Annotated in this window: 17 protein-coding genes; 4 read left to right on the top strand and 13 right to left on the bottom strand. The window is 66.8% G+C overall.

All coding sequences use genetic code 11. From position 1 onward, the window contains the following. Positions 1-5: 5 nt before the first annotated feature. A complete protein-coding gene (locus AC0KXH_RS16300) occupies positions 6-197 on the top strand; it encodes a heavy-metal-associated domain-containing protein (protein ID WP_061337299.1) in 192 nt (63 codons plus the stop codon). 18 nt (positions 198-215) lie between these two features. Here AC0KXH_RS16300 and AC0KXH_RS16295 read toward each other — a convergent pair whose 3' ends face one another. Then, the gene (locus AC0KXH_RS16295; protein WP_061337300.1) at positions 216-863 is read right to left on the bottom strand and encodes a TetR family transcriptional regulator; all 648 of its coding nucleotides are present in this window, start codon (positions 861-863) and stop codon (positions 216-218) included. Between the two features lie 181 nt (positions 864-1,044). Here AC0KXH_RS16295 and AC0KXH_RS16290 point away from each other — a divergent pair, with 181 nt between their 5' ends. Continuing rightward, entirely contained in the window at positions 1,045-2,217 is a 1,173-nt protein-coding gene (locus tag AC0KXH_RS16290; RefSeq protein ID WP_313279427.1) for a multidrug effflux MFS transporter, read from the top strand. Between the two features lie 5 nt (positions 2,218-2,222). On the opposite strand, the gene AC0KXH_RS16285 is transcribed toward AC0KXH_RS16290, so the two are convergent. From AC0KXH_RS16285 to AC0KXH_RS16275, 3 genes are all read right to left on the bottom strand, one after another. Further along, positions 2,223-2,384 (bottom strand): hypothetical protein, encoded by a 162-nt coding sequence (locus AC0KXH_RS16285; protein ID WP_165562738.1) that lies wholly within the window; start codon positions 2,382-2,384, stop codon positions 2,223-2,225. A gap of 87 nt (positions 2,385-2,471) precedes the next feature. Continuing rightward, positions 2,472-3,422 carry an adenosine deaminase gene (locus AC0KXH_RS16280; protein WP_043221996.1) on the bottom strand — a complete coding sequence of 317 codons (951 nt, stop codon included), beginning with the start codon at positions 3,420-3,422 and terminating at the stop codon, positions 2,472-2,474. Between the two features lie 400 nt (positions 3,423-3,822). Continuing rightward, positions 3,823-4,425, bottom strand: a complete 603-nt coding sequence (locus AC0KXH_RS16275; protein ID WP_488224619.1) for an IMPACT family protein — start codon at positions 4,423-4,425, stop codon at positions 3,823-3,825. Positions 4,426-4,617: 192 nt separating this feature from the next. Here AC0KXH_RS16275 and AC0KXH_RS16270 point away from each other — a divergent pair, with 192 nt between their 5' ends. Further along, positions 4,618-4,947, top strand: a complete 330-nt coding sequence (locus AC0KXH_RS16270; protein WP_041107822.1) for a four-helix bundle copper-binding protein — start codon at positions 4,618-4,620, stop codon at positions 4,945-4,947. A gap of 69 nt (positions 4,948-5,016) precedes the next feature. On the opposite strand, the gene AC0KXH_RS16265 is transcribed toward AC0KXH_RS16270, so the two are convergent. The 6 genes from AC0KXH_RS16265 to AC0KXH_RS16240 all read right to left on the bottom strand — a co-directional run bounded on the left by AC0KXH_RS16265 (position 5,017) and on the right by AC0KXH_RS16240 (position 9,385). Further along, entirely contained in the window at positions 5,017-5,397 is a 381-nt protein-coding gene (locus AC0KXH_RS16265; RefSeq protein ID WP_041107820.1) for a hypothetical protein, read from the bottom strand. Between the two features lie 113 nt (positions 5,398-5,510). Next, positions 5,511-6,329 carry an NYN domain-containing protein gene (locus tag AC0KXH_RS16260; RefSeq protein WP_200290789.1) on the bottom strand — a complete coding sequence of 273 codons (819 nt, stop codon included), beginning with the start codon at positions 6,327-6,329 and terminating at the stop codon, positions 5,511-5,513. Positions 6,330-6,480: 151 nt separating this feature from the next. Beyond that, positions 6,481-7,776 carry a PQQ-dependent sugar dehydrogenase gene (locus AC0KXH_RS16255; RefSeq protein WP_213151536.1) on the bottom strand — a complete coding sequence of 432 codons (1,296 nt, stop codon included), beginning with the start codon at positions 7,774-7,776 and terminating at the stop codon, positions 6,481-6,483. Next, a complete protein-coding gene (locus tag AC0KXH_RS16250; RefSeq protein ID WP_041107815.1) occupies positions 7,773-8,201 on the bottom strand; it encodes a DUF2231 domain-containing protein in 429 nt (142 codons plus the stop codon). The genes AC0KXH_RS16255 and AC0KXH_RS16250 overlap by 4 nt, the downstream gene beginning before the upstream one ends. A gap of 267 nt (positions 8,202-8,468) precedes the next feature. Next, positions 8,469-8,813: a zinc ribbon domain-containing protein YjdM gene (locus tag AC0KXH_RS16245; RefSeq protein WP_041107813.1), complete on the bottom strand. Its 345-nt coding sequence runs from the start codon at positions 8,811-8,813 to the stop codon at positions 8,469-8,471. A 65-nt stretch (positions 8,814-8,878) separates the two neighbouring features. Beyond that, a complete protein-coding gene (locus tag AC0KXH_RS16240) occupies positions 8,879-9,385 on the bottom strand; it encodes an acyl-CoA thioesterase (RefSeq protein ID WP_043221990.1) in 507 nt (168 codons plus the stop codon). A gap of 272 nt (positions 9,386-9,657) precedes the next feature. Here AC0KXH_RS16240 and AC0KXH_RS16235 point away from each other — a divergent pair, with 272 nt between their 5' ends. Continuing rightward, complete coding sequence (locus AC0KXH_RS16235; RefSeq protein ID WP_041107809.1) at positions 9,658-10,338, top strand: c-type cytochrome; 681 nt, start codon at positions 9,658-9,660, stop codon at positions 10,336-10,338. On the opposite strand, the gene codA is transcribed toward AC0KXH_RS16235, so the two are convergent. The 3 genes from codA to AC0KXH_RS16220 all read right to left on the bottom strand — a co-directional run bounded on the left by codA (position 10,332) and on the right by AC0KXH_RS16220 (position 12,959). Continuing rightward, positions 10,332-11,567: a cytosine deaminase gene (gene codA / locus AC0KXH_RS16230; RefSeq protein WP_488223712.1), complete on the bottom strand. Its 1,236-nt coding sequence runs from the start codon at positions 11,565-11,567 to the stop codon at positions 10,332-10,334. The two genes, AC0KXH_RS16235 and codA, sit on opposite strands and share 7 nt — an antisense overlap. A 108-nt stretch (positions 11,568-11,675) precedes the next feature. Continuing rightward, entirely contained in the window at positions 11,676-12,125 is a 450-nt protein-coding gene (gene cynS / locus AC0KXH_RS16225; RefSeq protein WP_041107805.1) for a cyanase, read from the bottom strand. Positions 12,126-12,203: 78 nt separating this feature from the next. Next, a complete protein-coding gene (locus AC0KXH_RS16220) occupies positions 12,204-12,959 on the bottom strand; it encodes a phytanoyl-CoA dioxygenase family protein (RefSeq protein WP_488223711.1) in 756 nt (251 codons plus the stop codon). Between the last annotated feature and the right edge of the window lie 51 nt (positions 12,960-13,010).

Raw genomic sequence — 13,010 nt, 5'->3', positions numbered from 1 at the left:
GTCCGATGCACGTATTCAATGTGACGGGAATGACCTGCGCGCACTGCGAGCGCGCGGTGACCCAGGCGATCAAGGCACTCGATCCGCAGGCCCGCGTCGAGGTCGACCTGGCCGCCGGCACGGTCAGGGTCGAGGGTGCGCCGAGCGAGCAGCAGATCCGCGCGGCGATTGAGGAAGAGGGCTACCAGGTGCGCTGAGGTGCCGGCGGCCGCGCCTCAGCTGTCGCTGCCTGCGGCGACCGCCTGCCAGTCGCGGATCAGCCCGCGAAAGAGCGGGTCGACCAGGGCCGCGGTGTCGCCGATCGGGTCGAACAGGCTGTTGTCACGGGTCCAGTCGCTGAACAGGCCGACGATCATCGCATGCAGTGAGCGCGCCGCCAGGCGAGGCGTGACGCCCGGCAACAGGTAGTCCGCCGCCTTGCTGAACAGCGCCTCGCAGAGTTCGATGAACTGGTTGATGAATGCCTCGTGGCGCTCCTGGGCGTCGCGCAGCTCCTCGGTGAATTCGCAGCGGTGCAGCAGGATGGTGAACACCCGGCGCTTCTGCGGGTTGTTGCCCAGCGCATTGAGGCCCTCGCAGAACAGCTCGCGCAGCACGCGCAGCGCATCCACCGGGTCGCGCTGGCCGCAGCTGCCCAGGCGCTCGGCCATCTGCTCGGGGGGCAGGCGCACCTGGTCGAGCATCTCGTGGAACAGGTGGGCCTTGTTCTGGAAATGCCAGTAGACCGCGCCGCGCGTGACGCCTGCCTCGCGGGCGATCTGGTCCAGGCTGGTGTGTGCCACGCCCCGTTCGAGGAACAGGCGCTCGGCCGAGTCGAGGATGGCCAGGCGGGTTTTCTCGGCGTCTTCTTTGGTGCGACGCATCGACGTCTCCGGACAGCTGCGCCGGTCCCTTGGACCGTGAGCGGTCGTCGAGGGTATCCGGCGGTCTGTCGTTCTGCAGGTTTACAATCGGCGGTGTATGTAACAGCATCTTGCGCTTGTGTAAACGTCTGTGCGCCAGTTCTCGACGCACGCCGATCCGTTCCTGCCTGACGAGTGTGCGATGCCTCTGCCAATGCTCCTGATACTGGGCGCGCTCAGCGCCTTCGGCCCGATGGCCATCGACATGTACCTGCCGGCCTTTCCGGCGCTGGCGCACGCCTTCGGCACCGAGGTCGAGCAGGTGCAGCTGTCGCTGGCGGCCTACTTCGTCGGCCTGGCGCTTGGCCAACTGATCTACGGCCCGCTGGCCGACCGCTACGGCCGGCGCCGACCGCTGCTGGCCGGCGTTGCGTTCTTCACGCTGGCCTCGTTGGCCGCGACCCTGGCGCCTTCGCTCGAATGGCTGATCGCCGCGCGCTTCGTTCAGGCACTCGGTGGCTGCGCCGGCATGGTGATCTCGCGCGCGGTGGTGCGTGACCTCTGCGATCCGCTGGCCAGCGCCAAGGTGTTTTCCCAGCTGATGCTGGTAATGGGGCTGGCACCCATCCTGGCGCCGGTTGCGGGCGGGGCGTTGCTGGCCAGCTTTGGCTGGCAGGCGATCTTCGTCGTGCTGACGCTGTTCGGTGCGACCTGTCTGCTCGCGGTGCTGCGGGTCCTGCCCGAGACCTTTCCGGCCGACCAGGCGCCGGCACCGATCGGCGGCGCGCTGGGCAAGTACCGCGGGCTGTTCGGCGATCGCTTCTTCATTGGGCATGCGCTGACCGGCGGGCTGTGCATGGGCGGGATGTTCGCCTACATCGCCGGTTCGCCGTTCGTCTTCATCGAACTGTACGGCGTGCCCGCCGAGCACTATGGCTGGTTCTTTGGCATCAATGCGGCGGGCTTCATCCTGATGGCGCAGGTCAACGTACGCTTGATGCGCTGGCGCGGCCCGGAGTTCTGGGTGCGGCGCTGGGTCTGGTTCTACTTCGCCAGCGCGCTGGTCCTGCTGGGCATCGCGGCGGCGCGCCCGGCCGCGCTCTGGCCCTTGCTGATTCCGCTGTTCGGCTGCGTGGCATCGCTTGGCTGCTTGCTGCCGAACGCGACCGCCTGCGCCATGGCCGACCAGCGGGCCAACGCCGGCAGCGCCTCGGCGCTGCTCGGCAGCCTGCAATTCACCATCGCGGCCAGCGCGGCTACTGCCGTCGGTGCGCTGCACAACGGCACCGCCGTGCCTATGGCCGCGATCATCGCCGGCTGTGGCTTGCTGGCTTCGGGCGTCGCCTACGGCACGGCGCGCGCGGAAACCCGCTAGCGCCTTCAGCCTGCCTTGGGCAGGGCGTGCGGCTCGGCGATTCGGCGCTGCAGGGTGGCGACGAAGCGGCGGGCCTCGGCTTCACTGCGAAAGCTCACCCGCTGCGAATCGAGGCCGACCTGCCAGCGGTTGTCACCCGGGCGGGCCGGGCGAATGAAGATGTTCATGGCAATGACCCTCTCGGCTGTATCCGCCCGCCACCATAGGCCGGTTGCGGGCGGCCAGGCTTGACCAGGGTCATGCCGGTGCCTGCGTCAAAATGCCAGGCGGGCGTCCAGGCTGTTCTGCGCCAGGCGTCGGGCCTGCGCTTCGGTCATGCCCAGGGCGTCGTGCAGGGCGACGAAATTTTCCGTCACGTAGCCGCCGAAGTAGGCCGGGTCATCGGAATTCACCGTGACCTTCACGCCCTGTTCCAGCAGCGTGAGAATGTTGTGCTCGCGCATGTGGCCGAACACCTTCAGCTTGGTGTTCGACAGCGGGCAGACGGTCAGTGGGATCTGCTCCTCGATCAAGCGTGCGATCAGCCTGGGATCCTCGGCGGCACGCACGCCGTGATCGATGCGGCTGACCTTGAGCAGGTCCAGCGCCTCCCAGATGTACTCCGGTGGGCCCTCCTCGCCGGCATGCGCAACGGTGAGCAGACCTTCGGCGCGGGCCTTGTCGAACACGCGCTGGAACTTGCTCGGTGGGTGGCCGACCTCCGAGCTGTCCAGGCCGACGGCAAAGAACGCGTCGCGGTAGGGCAGTGCCTGCTCCAGGGTCTTGAACGCCGCTTCTTCGGGCAGATGGCGCAGGAAGCTGAGGATCAGCCCGCTGCTGATGCCGAGCAGTTCGCGGCCATCGGCGAGGGCGGCACTGATGCCGTTGAGGGCGGCCTCGAAGGGCACGCCGCGGTCGGTGTGGGTCTGCGGATCGAAGAAGGGTTCGGTGTGAACTACGTTCTGCTCTTCGCATTTCTGCAGATAGGCCCAGGTCAGGTCGTAGAAGTCCTGCTCGGTACGCAACACGTCGGCGCCGCGGTAATACAGATCGAGAAATTCCTGCAGGTTGTTGAAGGCGTAGGCCTTGCGTAACGTCTCGACGTCCGCCCAGGGCAGGCTGACGCCGTTGCGCTCGGCGAGCTTGAAAAGCAGTTCGGGCTCCAGCGAGCCTTCCAGGTGCAGGTGAAGTTCGGCCTTGGGCAAGTTGTTCAGCCAGTCGCGCATCGTCTCTGTCTCCTTCGTGATCGAGGCATTCTAGCCAGCCTGCCGGACCAGGGATATGCCGGGTGGCGGGGCCGCGGTCGTGCTCTGGAACGCGCTCGGCGCCGGCTGGTCATTTTTCATACAGTTGAGCGAAGGCCGCGTGCGCTGTGGGCTGGATAAATTACTCCCAGTTTTATCCACAACTTTTTCCACGAAAAACGGGCATAAACAGCGGTCAGTGTCACTCCAGTGTGATGGCTGCTTGATGGCACTGCTGACCGATGAAAAATTCAGCTAAATCAGCGAGTTGTGCGCCAAAGAGAAACGTCCGGTCGCATTTGCGCAAAAAATAGCCAGTTGGCCGGAAGCCGCACCGGCTCGGTCGTCCAGCAAGGCGTCCAAAGGTTATCCACAACGCAGCTCACAAAATCTGTGGGTCATCCTTGAGCTGCAGCGTGCTGCGGCCGCGGCTGACATCGGCCAGCAGCTTCTCCAGCGCAGTGATCTGGCCGGCCGGAAGGGCAAGCGCGAGCGTGGCGCCTTCGGCATCGAAGGTTTCGTGCTCGAGCAGCGCCTCGAACTCGCCAAGGCGCGCCTTGACCAGGGCCAGCTCGGCAAAACGCAGATGCGTGCTGGCTTGCCGACGCGCCACCAGCTCGATGCGCGCCGCTTGCTGCAGGCACCTGGCCGCCGTGCCGCCGTAGGCGCGGGCCAGCCCGCCGGTGCCGAGCTTGATGCCGCCGAACCAGCGTGTCACCACCACCACGACCCGATCGCAATCCTGGCCCTCGATGGCGCTGAGCATCGGCCGTCCGGCGGTGCCGCCGGGTTCGCCGTCGTCGCTGAAGCGATACTGCTGGCCGATCTTCCAGGCCCAGCAGTTGTGCGTGGCGCTGGGGTCGGCGACGGACTGGAGAAACGTCTGCGCCTGCTCGGGCGTCTGGATCGGTGCCGCCTTCACCAGAAAGCGGCTCTTGTTGATCAGCTCCTGATATTCGCAGGGACCGGCGAGGGTAAAGGGCATGGCGGTGAGGCGGTCTGGCGGGACGAGCCGCCATTGTAACGGCTGCATGGCGTGGCAGCGCGGCGGCCATGGGCGCCACTCGGTCGATCGGGCTGAACTTTGCATCGGGAGCCCTGCCCCTAGTCATGAGGGGCGGCGCTGACGCCACGGCGTGGCGCTGTCCGATGGCCTAACGACACGAGGGAGGTCCCCATGCTCAACAGCCGATACCAGGCCTGCATCGAAGCCTGTTCCAACTGCGCCATGGCTTGCGAAACCTGCGCGGCGTCGTGCCTGCGCGAGGACGACGTGAAGATGATGGCGCGCTGCATCGAACTCGACCGCGATTGCGCCGACATCTGCGCCATGGCGGCCTGCCTGATGACCCGCGACAGCGCTTACGCCGCGGCCTTCTGCAAACTGTGCGCAGAGGTCTGTCGCGCCTGCGCCGAGGAATGTGGCAAGCACGAGGCCGAGCACTGTCGCCAGTGCGCCGAGGCGTGTCGACGTTGCGCTCAAGAGTGTGAGCGCATGGCCGCCTGAGGTGGCTGCAGCATCACCAGGAGGCCGCACCGATGTGCGGCCTCTTCGTTCGGGCAGGTGTGCGGCGCGTCAGCGTTCGCCGCGCGCATCGCTGGAGCGGCAGGTGACTTCGGCGAACGGCCGATCAGGCGAATAGTCGCCGGGGACACGCTCGGTACGCTGGGTGTTGGGTGCGACGCTGAACACCGGCGGTGCGGAGGTATCCGAGCGGGCCTCGGCCGGCACGTGGAATTCGCAGGTGATCTGCTGGGCGGTGTTGTTCATCACTTTCACGGCACGTACGCCGAGCAACTCGCCGGCGATGGCATCGGTCTGTGCCGGCACGCCCATCGGACTGATCTCGACGTCCAGCCCGTTGAGGTGGGTGACCACCTCCGGCTGCGGCGTCTGCGCCAGGGCGAGGGGCGCGGTGATCATCAGGCCCCAGCCGGCCAGCAACTGCTTGGTCATGAATCTCTCCTCCGTGCATTGGTAGTGCTTAGAAGAGACCGGGCGGGCGAGGTTCGCCGATCGATCAGGCAAATGTGCAACGCTTCATTAGGCGCACCGGCGCACCGGCCGGGCTAGCCAGCCTTGCCCGGCTTGCGGATCTTCACGTACAGATCCTTGCCGCCGCTGCTGCCGCTGCCGCGCGCTTCCAGCTCGAAGCGCCTGGGTTGGGCGCGGATCAGGTCGCTGAGCTTTTTGCAGCCGTACAGACGCGGATCGAACGCCGGGCGCAGCTTGCTGATGTTCTGCCCCAGCGTGCCGAGCTGCACCCAGTCGTCCTCCTCGGAAATGTCGTCGAGCACCTTGGCAATGAAGTCGACCGGCACCGGCTGGCCTTCGAGCGAGCCGGGCGCCGGTTCGGCGGCGGCCTTGGGCTCGGGCAGGGCGATTTCGGCGGCCGCCTTCTCCACGCTCGGTGCCTGGGCAGCTCTGGCGTCGGGGCGAAGGATCTCGGTGTAGACGAACTTGTCGCAGGCCGACACGAACGGCGAAGGCGTCTTCTGCTCGCCGAAGCCATAGACCGTCAGGCCCTCCTCGCGGATGCGCGCGGCCAGGCGGGTGAAGTCGCTGTCGCTGGACACCAGGCAGAAGCCGTCGAAGCGCCGCGTATAGAGCAGGTCCATGGCATCGATGATCAACGCGCTGTCGGTGGCGTTCTTGCCCGAGGTGTAGGCGAACTGCTGGATCGGCTGGATGGAGTGGTCGAGCAGGACCTTTTTCCAGCTGCCCAGGTTGGGCTTGGTCCAGTCGCCATAGATGCGCTTGACGCTGGCCACGCCGTACTTGGCGATTTCCTCGAAGAGGCCTTCGACGATGGCTGCGGGCGCATTGTCGGCGTCGATCAGTACGGCCAGATGGCGTTGCTTGTTGAGCGGGCTGGGTTTGGCGGCCATGGTGCGTCCTTGAGGGGGCAATGCCACGACCATAGCGCCTGACGGGCGCGGCGGCCAGGTGTGGCGGAGGCCGACGCGAATCGCACCGGTCGCCCGCCACGGCCGACTATTGCAGGCCGCGCCGTTGCGCCGCCGGCCTCTCGGCGCGGCCTCAGCGCGCCGGGGTGACGCGCCAGATGGTGTTGGACAGGTCATCGGCGACGATCAGCGCACCGCGCGGATCGACCGTCACGCCGACCGGCCGGCCGCGCGTCTTGCCATCTTCGCTGCGAAAGCCCGTGACGAAATCGACCGGCTCCCCGCTGGGGCGGCCATTCTCGAAGCGCACGAACACCACCTTGTAGCCCACCGGGTTCTCGCGGTTCCAGCTGCCATGCTCGCCGATGAATACGCCGTCGGCGAAGCGCTCGCCCATCGCCGGCTCGGAGAAATCCAGGCCGAGTGCGGCGACATGCGAACCCAGGGCATAGTCCGGCTTGATCGCCGAGGCGACCAGGTCGGGCTTCTGCGGTCGGACGCGGTCATCGACGTTCTGGCCCCAGTAGCTGTAGGGCCAGCCGTAGAAACCGCCATCCTGGACTGACGTCAGGTAGTCCGGCACCAGGTCCGGGCCCAGTTCGTCACGCTCGTTGGCCACTGCCCAAAGCTGGTCGCTGCCCGGCTGGATCGCCAGCGCGGTGGGGTTGCGCACGCCGGTGGCGTAGGGTCGGTGCGCGCCGGTCTCGGCGTCGATCTGCCAGATCATCGCGCGATCGACTTCGGCTTCCATGCCGCGTTCGGTGATGTTGCTGTTGGAGCCGATGCCGACATAGAGAAAGCGTCCGTCGGGGCTGACGGTCAGTGCCTTGGTCCAGTGGTGATTGATCTCGGAAGGCAGGTCGGTGACCTTCACCGGCGGGCCGCTGGCCTCGGTCTGGCCCTCCTGGTAATCGAAGCGCACCAGGGCATCCTGATTGGCGACGTACAGGGCGCCATCGTGGAACGCCAGCCCGTAGGGCGCATTGAGGTCCTTGGCGAACACCTGGTTCAGCTCGTAGCGCCCATCGCCGTCGGCGTCGCGCAGCAGGGTCAGACGGTTGCCGCTCTTCACCGAGGTGGTGCCCTTGGCCTTGATGTAGCCGGCGATCACATCCTTGGGCTTGAGCTTTGGCGCGTTACCGCCACGGCCTTCGGCCACCAGGATGTCACCGTTGGGCAGCACGAGCGTCTGCCGCGGGATCTGCAGGTCGGTGGCGATCGCGCTGATCCGATAGCCTTCGGGTACCGTCGGTTTGTCGCCGTCCCAGCCGGCGGGGTCGGCGATCGTCATGCTCGGTAGCAGGCCGCGCTGGGGCTCGGGCAGCTTCGGGTCGGCGCCGTGCGCCTGGGTGGCGGTCTGGCTGCCATCGCCACAGGCGCTCAGCAGCAGGGCGGTGGTCAGGGCGGAAAGGGTCAGCGTCGTTTTCATGCGGCACCTCCCGCGCGCGCCTGGCCTAGGCCGACCCAGGTCGCCGCGCAGGCCAGCAGGGTGACGATCACCGACAGCACCAGCCCCAGGGGCATGGTGGCCCAGGCATCCTTGGCATGCTCGAGGGCATTGACGAAGCCGAGCAGCCAGGTGGCCAGCAACAGCGCCAGGTAGAGCAGCGCGCGTCCCTTCTCATGCGCGGCACGCACCAGGCCCGCCAGCGCGAACAGCAGGGCCAGGCCGCAGAACACCAGGCCGCCGGCAATCAGCCAGGACGAGAAGTTGCTCCACTGGATCTGGTAGCTGCGAAAGTAGGCGATGTCGCTCAGCAGCGCGCCGAGAAACAGCGGAACGGTGCCGGCCAGCAAGGTCGCGTGCAGCGGGTTTGGTGTGCTTCGGTAGACGTGCGGGGTGGTTGCAGTCACGTGGGGCTCCTCGTCGCTGGTCGGCCATGGCCGGCTGCCTTTTTGGAAGCTTGGCCCGCCAGGCACGCGCTGAATGTGCATAACGGGGGATCGTGATGCCGGGGGATAGTTCACCGCGAACGGCCCTTGCCGTGGTCGCCGCGGCGCACGGGAGGGGCTGTGTGAAGTGGCGTTGCCGCGCGCGAAGGCGGCTGCCGTGACGCCGCGGGCGAGGCTGGAAACGCGACCGCCCGGCAGGTGCCGGGCGGTCGGTATGGCGCGTGTGGCTCAGGCCTTCTTGACGAACTCGGACTTGAGCTTCATGGCGCCGATGCCGTCGATCTTGCAGTCGATGTCGTGGTCGCCATCCACCAGGCGGATGTTCTTCACCTTGGTGCCGACCTTGACCACCAGCGACGAGCCCTTGACCTTGAGGTCCTTGATCACGGTGACGGTATCGCCGTCCTGCAGCGTGTTGCCGACCGAGTCGCGGACCTGCTTCTCGCCCTCGGCGCTACCACCGGCGGCCTCACCAGGCGTCCACTCGTGGGCGCATTCGGGGCAGACCAACAGGGCGCCGTCCTCGTAGGTGTAGGGGCTGTTGCAGTTCGGGCAGGGCGGCAGGGTGCTCACGGGCGATACCTTCGATGGGGCTAAAAGGCGCGCATTGTATAGGGTTTTGCCCGCCGCCGGGCGACTCAGGCCGGTGTCGACTCCGCTTCGCCTTCGGCACGCAGGGCCTGGTAACGCTGTTCCAGTTCGCGGCGGATCTCGCGGCGCTGGTAGGCCTGGGCGAAGCGACGCTTCTGCTCGGGGGTCACCGGATTGAGCGGCGGGACCGAGACCGGCTTGCCGTCCTCGCCGAGCGCGACCATGGTGAAGAAGCAGCTGTTGGTATGGCGTACCGTCTTGCGCCGGATGTCCTCGGTGATGACCTTGATGCCGATCTCCATCGACGTGGTGCCGGTGTAGTTGACCGAGGCGAGAAAGGTCACCAGTTCGCCGACATGCACCGGCTGGCGGAAGATCACCTGATCGACCGACAAGGTCACGACGTACTGGCCGGCGTAGCGGCTGGCGCAGGCATAGGCGACTTCATCGAGGTACTTGAGCAGCGTGCCGCCGTGGACGTTTCCGGAGAAGTTCGCCTTGTCCGGGGTCATCAGTACGGTCATGGTCAGTTCGGCATGTCCATCGAGCGGCATGTTGTCGGGGCTCCTGGGGTGGTTCAGAGGGGCGCTACTTTAGTCGAATATTCACCGTCTGTATCGCCTTTTCTGGCTGTTTCGCTCATTGGCTGCTGTGTTCGTCAATGCGACAGAGGCGCGCAGGGGCGTTCGGGTGATTGAGGTGAACGAGGTCACAGTTTCGAGGCGCCCGGTGCGGTGATGGGCATTTCGTTGACCTGCGCCGGTATCCGGCCGGGTGCGGCCTTCTATAGTCGCGCGCCGGTACAGCCTCAGCTCAGGAAGGACCCATGCGGATTTTCGCCATTGCATTGCTCAGCTGCCTGACGGCCTTCGCCCATGCCGATGAAGGCCTCGCCAAGCGTTTCGCCCAGGTCATGGGCGACGAGGCGAGCCGCCAGCAGGCCTATGCGGCCGGCCAGGAGCGGGCCGTGTTCTGCACCTACTGTCACGGCGAGACCGGCAACAGCAAGCGCCCGCACATTCCCAATCTGGCCAGCCAGAACCCGCTGTACCTGTTCAACGCCTTCGAGAAGTTCGCCAGCGGCCAGCGCATCGACTACGTCATGTCGAAGCTGGCGAAGAACCTCACCCAGGACGACCGGGTGAACATCGCCGTCTACTTCAGCCAGCAGCAGGTCAACCCGGTCGCGGTGCCGGTGAGCGAAGGGTTGCGCAGTCGCGGCGAGACGCTGTTCCACAACACCTGTACCGGCTGCCACGGCCAGCATGCCGAAGGCATGGAGAATACCCCGCGCCTGGCCGGCCAGCCGGACGTGTACCTGCGCAAGGCGCTGAACCGCTTCCGCACCAACGACCCCAGCCGGGCGGGGTCGGTGATGATCGGTGTCGCGGCAAAACTCTCCGAAGAGGATGTGGATGCCGTTGCCGCCTACCTGTCGCGGTTGTCACTCGACGCTGCCGACGAAAAGGCGCGCATCGCCCGGATCATGAGCGCGGTCGCTCAGTAACGCTCGATTCGCGCCGGTGTGCGGCGCATCAGCACCTCACCATTGCGCACCGAGAGCAGGGCATGGCCCTGGGTGCGCAGCATCTCGTAATCGTCCGGCGCCGACAGCACCAGCAGGTTCGCCGGGCGCCCCACCTCCAGCCCGTAGCGCTCGCCCAGGTTCAGGGTGCGTGCGCTGTTGTCGGTGATCAGGTCCAGGCAGCGCTCGAGGTCTTCGTAGCCGAGCATGTGGCAGATGTGCAGCCCCGCCTCGAGGATGCGCAGGATGTTGCCGTTGCCCAGCGGGTACCAGGGGTCGACGATGGAATCCTGGCCGAAGCAGACGTTCAGCCCGGCGCGGTCGAGCTCGGCCACGCGGGTCAGGCCGCGGCGCTTGGGGTAGGTGTCGAAGCGGCCCTGCAGGTGGATGCTCTCGGTCGGGCAGGAAACGAAGTTGATCTTCGACAGCTTGAGCAGGCGGAACAGCTTGGAGCAGTAGGCGTTGTCGTAGGAGCCCATCGCCGTGGTGTGGCTGGCGGTGACCCGCTCGCCCATCTCGCGTACCCGCGCCTGTTCGGCGAGCACTTCGAGAAAGCGCGACTGCGGGTCGTCGGTTTCGTCGCAGTGCACGTCCACCAGGCAGCCCGTGCGTTCGGCCAGGTCCATGAGGAAATGGATCGAGCTGACGCCCTGGTCGCGGGTGTTCTCGAAGTGCGGAATGCCCCCGACCACATCGGCGCCCATGGCGATCGCCTCGGTCATCAGCTCGCGACCGCCCTTGAACGACTCGATGCCCTCCTGCGGAAAGGCGACGATCTGCAGGTCGATCAGGTGACGGGTTTCCTCGCGCACCTCGAGCATGGATTTGAGCGCCGACAGCGTCGGGTCGGTGACGTCGACATGCGTGCGCACATGCTGGATGCCGTGGTCGACCAGCATGTCGATGGTTTTCTTCGCCCGCGCCTTGGTGTCTTCGTGGGTCACCAGCGCCTTGCGCTCGCCCCAGCGTTCGATGCCTTCGAACAGCGTGCCGCTCATGTTCCAGGCCGGCTCGCCGGCGGTTAGCGTGGCGTCGAGGTGGATGTGCGGTTCTATGAAGGGCGGCACCACCAGGTTGCTGGCGGCGTCGATATCGCCCTCGCTGGTTTCGGCCGGCGCCTGCTGCGCAGTGATGGCGGCGATGCGCGCGCCGGCCAGTTCCAGGCGGTACAGGCCTTCGCGGCCGCGCAGGCGGGCGTTGACGATGTTCATCGAGCTTCCTCCAGGCGATTCGGGGGCGGGGGCGTCGGCGCGTGACGCCGACACCTCGCCGCAGCATACAACCCCTGGCGGCGTTCGGCAGGTGCCCGCCGGCGGCGCTCAGTAGCTCTTGTAGGGCAGGAACTTGCCCGAGAGCACCACGTGCACCCGGTCGCCCCGGGGGTCGTGCTCGCGCTGGATATCCATGGAGAAATCGATGGCGCTCATGATGCCGTCGCCAAACTCCTCGTGGATCAGTTCCTTGATGGTGCTGCCGTAGACGTTGACCAGTTCGTACCAGCGGTAGATCAGCGGGTCGGTGGGCACGGCGCTGGGCAGTGACCCCTTATGGGGCACGATCTGCAGCCAGGCGACCGCCTCGTCGGGCAGTTCGAAGAGCCGGCCGAGGGCTTCGGCCTGGGGCTTGTCGAAGGCCATCTGGCCCAGACAGCCGGCGGTGGTCCACTCCTTCGACTTGCCGATGGCTTCGGCGGCATGCGCCCATTTCAAGCCCTGGCGGACCTTGCTGGCGACGATCATGGCGGTCACCTGGTCGCGGCTGGTGATCATGGCAATACCTCTCTGGCTGGGATGCTCGGGGCCGCTGAATGCGGCGCTCGCAGCCGGAGGTTGCAGAGCGCGTGCCAGTCAGTCGTATTCGGCCGGCGCGTGCTCGCCGAGCAGGCGCCGCTGGCGCGGCGTGGCGGCGGCCAGTACCGCCGGGTTGAAGCTGAAGTGGAGATAGGGCGAGAACTTCTGCGCGACCATCCGCCGGCCGTAATGCACCTGCAACAGGTAGCGACTGCGGTCGGCGGTCCGGTTGCGGCTGCCGGCGTGCCAGAGGTCGCTGCGAAAGAACAGCACGTCGCCGGCGCGGCACAGCACCGGCTCGGCCTCGCGGCCGTGCCACTGCGTTTCGCCCGGGCGCGGCTTGCGCCCGGCGCGGTGGCTGCCGGGAATCACCAGGGTCGGGCAGAGGTCGGCGTCGATGTCGTCGAGGTAGAGGTGCGCGGTGCAGACCTGCATCGGCAGCTCGAAGGCCGGGTCGGCCAGCAGGCGTTCCGGCAGCTCCAGGGCCAGATAGTCGGCATGCAGCTCACCGCCGACGAAGCCCGGGCGGCTGCGCCAGGCGGTCTGGCCGATGACGTGGCAGTCGCTGCCGAGCGCCGCCTCGGCCAGCTCGATCACCCCCGGCAGGTCGAGAAAGGCCAGCCAGAACGGCTCGCGGTTGAACACGCACTTGTAGTGGTCGTCGACCATGCCCTGGTAGTCCAGGCCGACCGGCGTCAGCCGGTCGATGGCCGCGCGCAGCTCGCTGATCTGCGCCGGGGCAAGTACAGCGGGCAGCAGAACGAAGCCCTGATGGTGCAGGGCGGCGAGGAGTTCGCGGGTCTGGCTGTCCATCGGCAGGGTCCTGCGGTGGCTGGCTACCCGTTCAGCCTAGACCGGTTGCGC

The organism is Stutzerimonas sp. CXK-1, assembly GCF_057738225.1.
Note: the sequence above shows the minus strand (reverse complement) of the source record. Positions and strands in the feature narration are given on the sequence as shown.

Coding starts and splice junctions, on each gene's coding strand:
- AC0KXH_RS16285 (WP_165562738.1), bottom strand. CDS start 2,384: ATGAACATCTTCATTCGCCCGGCCCGCCCGGGTGACAACCGCTGGCAG.
- AC0KXH_RS16260 (WP_200290789.1), bottom strand. CDS start 6,329: ATGGCCGCCAAACCCAGCCCGCTCAACAAGCAACGCCATCTGGCCGTA.
- AC0KXH_RS16235 (WP_041107809.1), top strand. CDS start 9,658: ATGCGGATTTTCGCCATTGCATTGCTCAGCTGCCTGACGGCCTTCGCC.
- AC0KXH_RS16275 (WP_488224619.1), bottom strand. CDS start 4,425: ATGCCCTTTACCCTCGCCGGTCCCTGCGAATATCAGGAGCTGATCAAC.
- AC0KXH_RS16290 (WP_313279427.1), top strand. CDS start 1,045: ATGCCTCTGCCAATGCTCCTGATACTGGGCGCGCTCAGCGCCTTCGGC.
- AC0KXH_RS16270 (WP_041107822.1), top strand. CDS start 4,618: ATGCTCAACAGCCGATACCAGGCCTGCATCGAAGCCTGTTCCAACTGC.
- AC0KXH_RS16240 (WP_043221990.1), bottom strand. CDS start 9,385: ATGCCGCTCGATGGACATGCCGAACTGACCATGACCGTACTGATGACC.
- cynS (WP_041107805.1), bottom strand. CDS start 12,125: ATGATCACCAGCCGCGACCAGGTGACCGCCATGATCGTCGCCAGCAAG.
- AC0KXH_RS16300 (WP_061337299.1), top strand. CDS start 6: ATGCACGTATTCAATGTGACGGGAATGACCTGCGCGCACTGCGAGCGC.
- AC0KXH_RS16255 (WP_213151536.1), bottom strand. CDS start 7,776: ATGAAAACGACGCTGACCCTTTCCGCCCTGACCACCGCCCTGCTGCTG.
- AC0KXH_RS16220 (WP_488223711.1), bottom strand. CDS start 12,959: ATGGACAGCCAGACCCGCGAACTCCTCGCCGCCCTGCACCATCAGGGC.
- AC0KXH_RS16265 (WP_041107820.1), bottom strand. CDS start 5,397: ATGACCAAGCAGTTGCTGGCCGGCTGGGGCCTGATGATCACCGCGCCC.
- AC0KXH_RS16280 (WP_043221996.1), bottom strand. CDS start 3,422: ATGCGCGACTGGCTGAACAACTTGCCCAAGGCCGAACTTCACCTGCAC.
- AC0KXH_RS16295 (WP_061337300.1), bottom strand. CDS start 863: ATGCGTCGCACCAAAGAAGACGCCGAGAAAACCCGCCTGGCCATCCTC.
- codA (WP_488223712.1), bottom strand. CDS start 11,567: ATGAACATCGTCAACGCCCGCCTGCGCGGCCGCGAAGGCCTGTACCGC.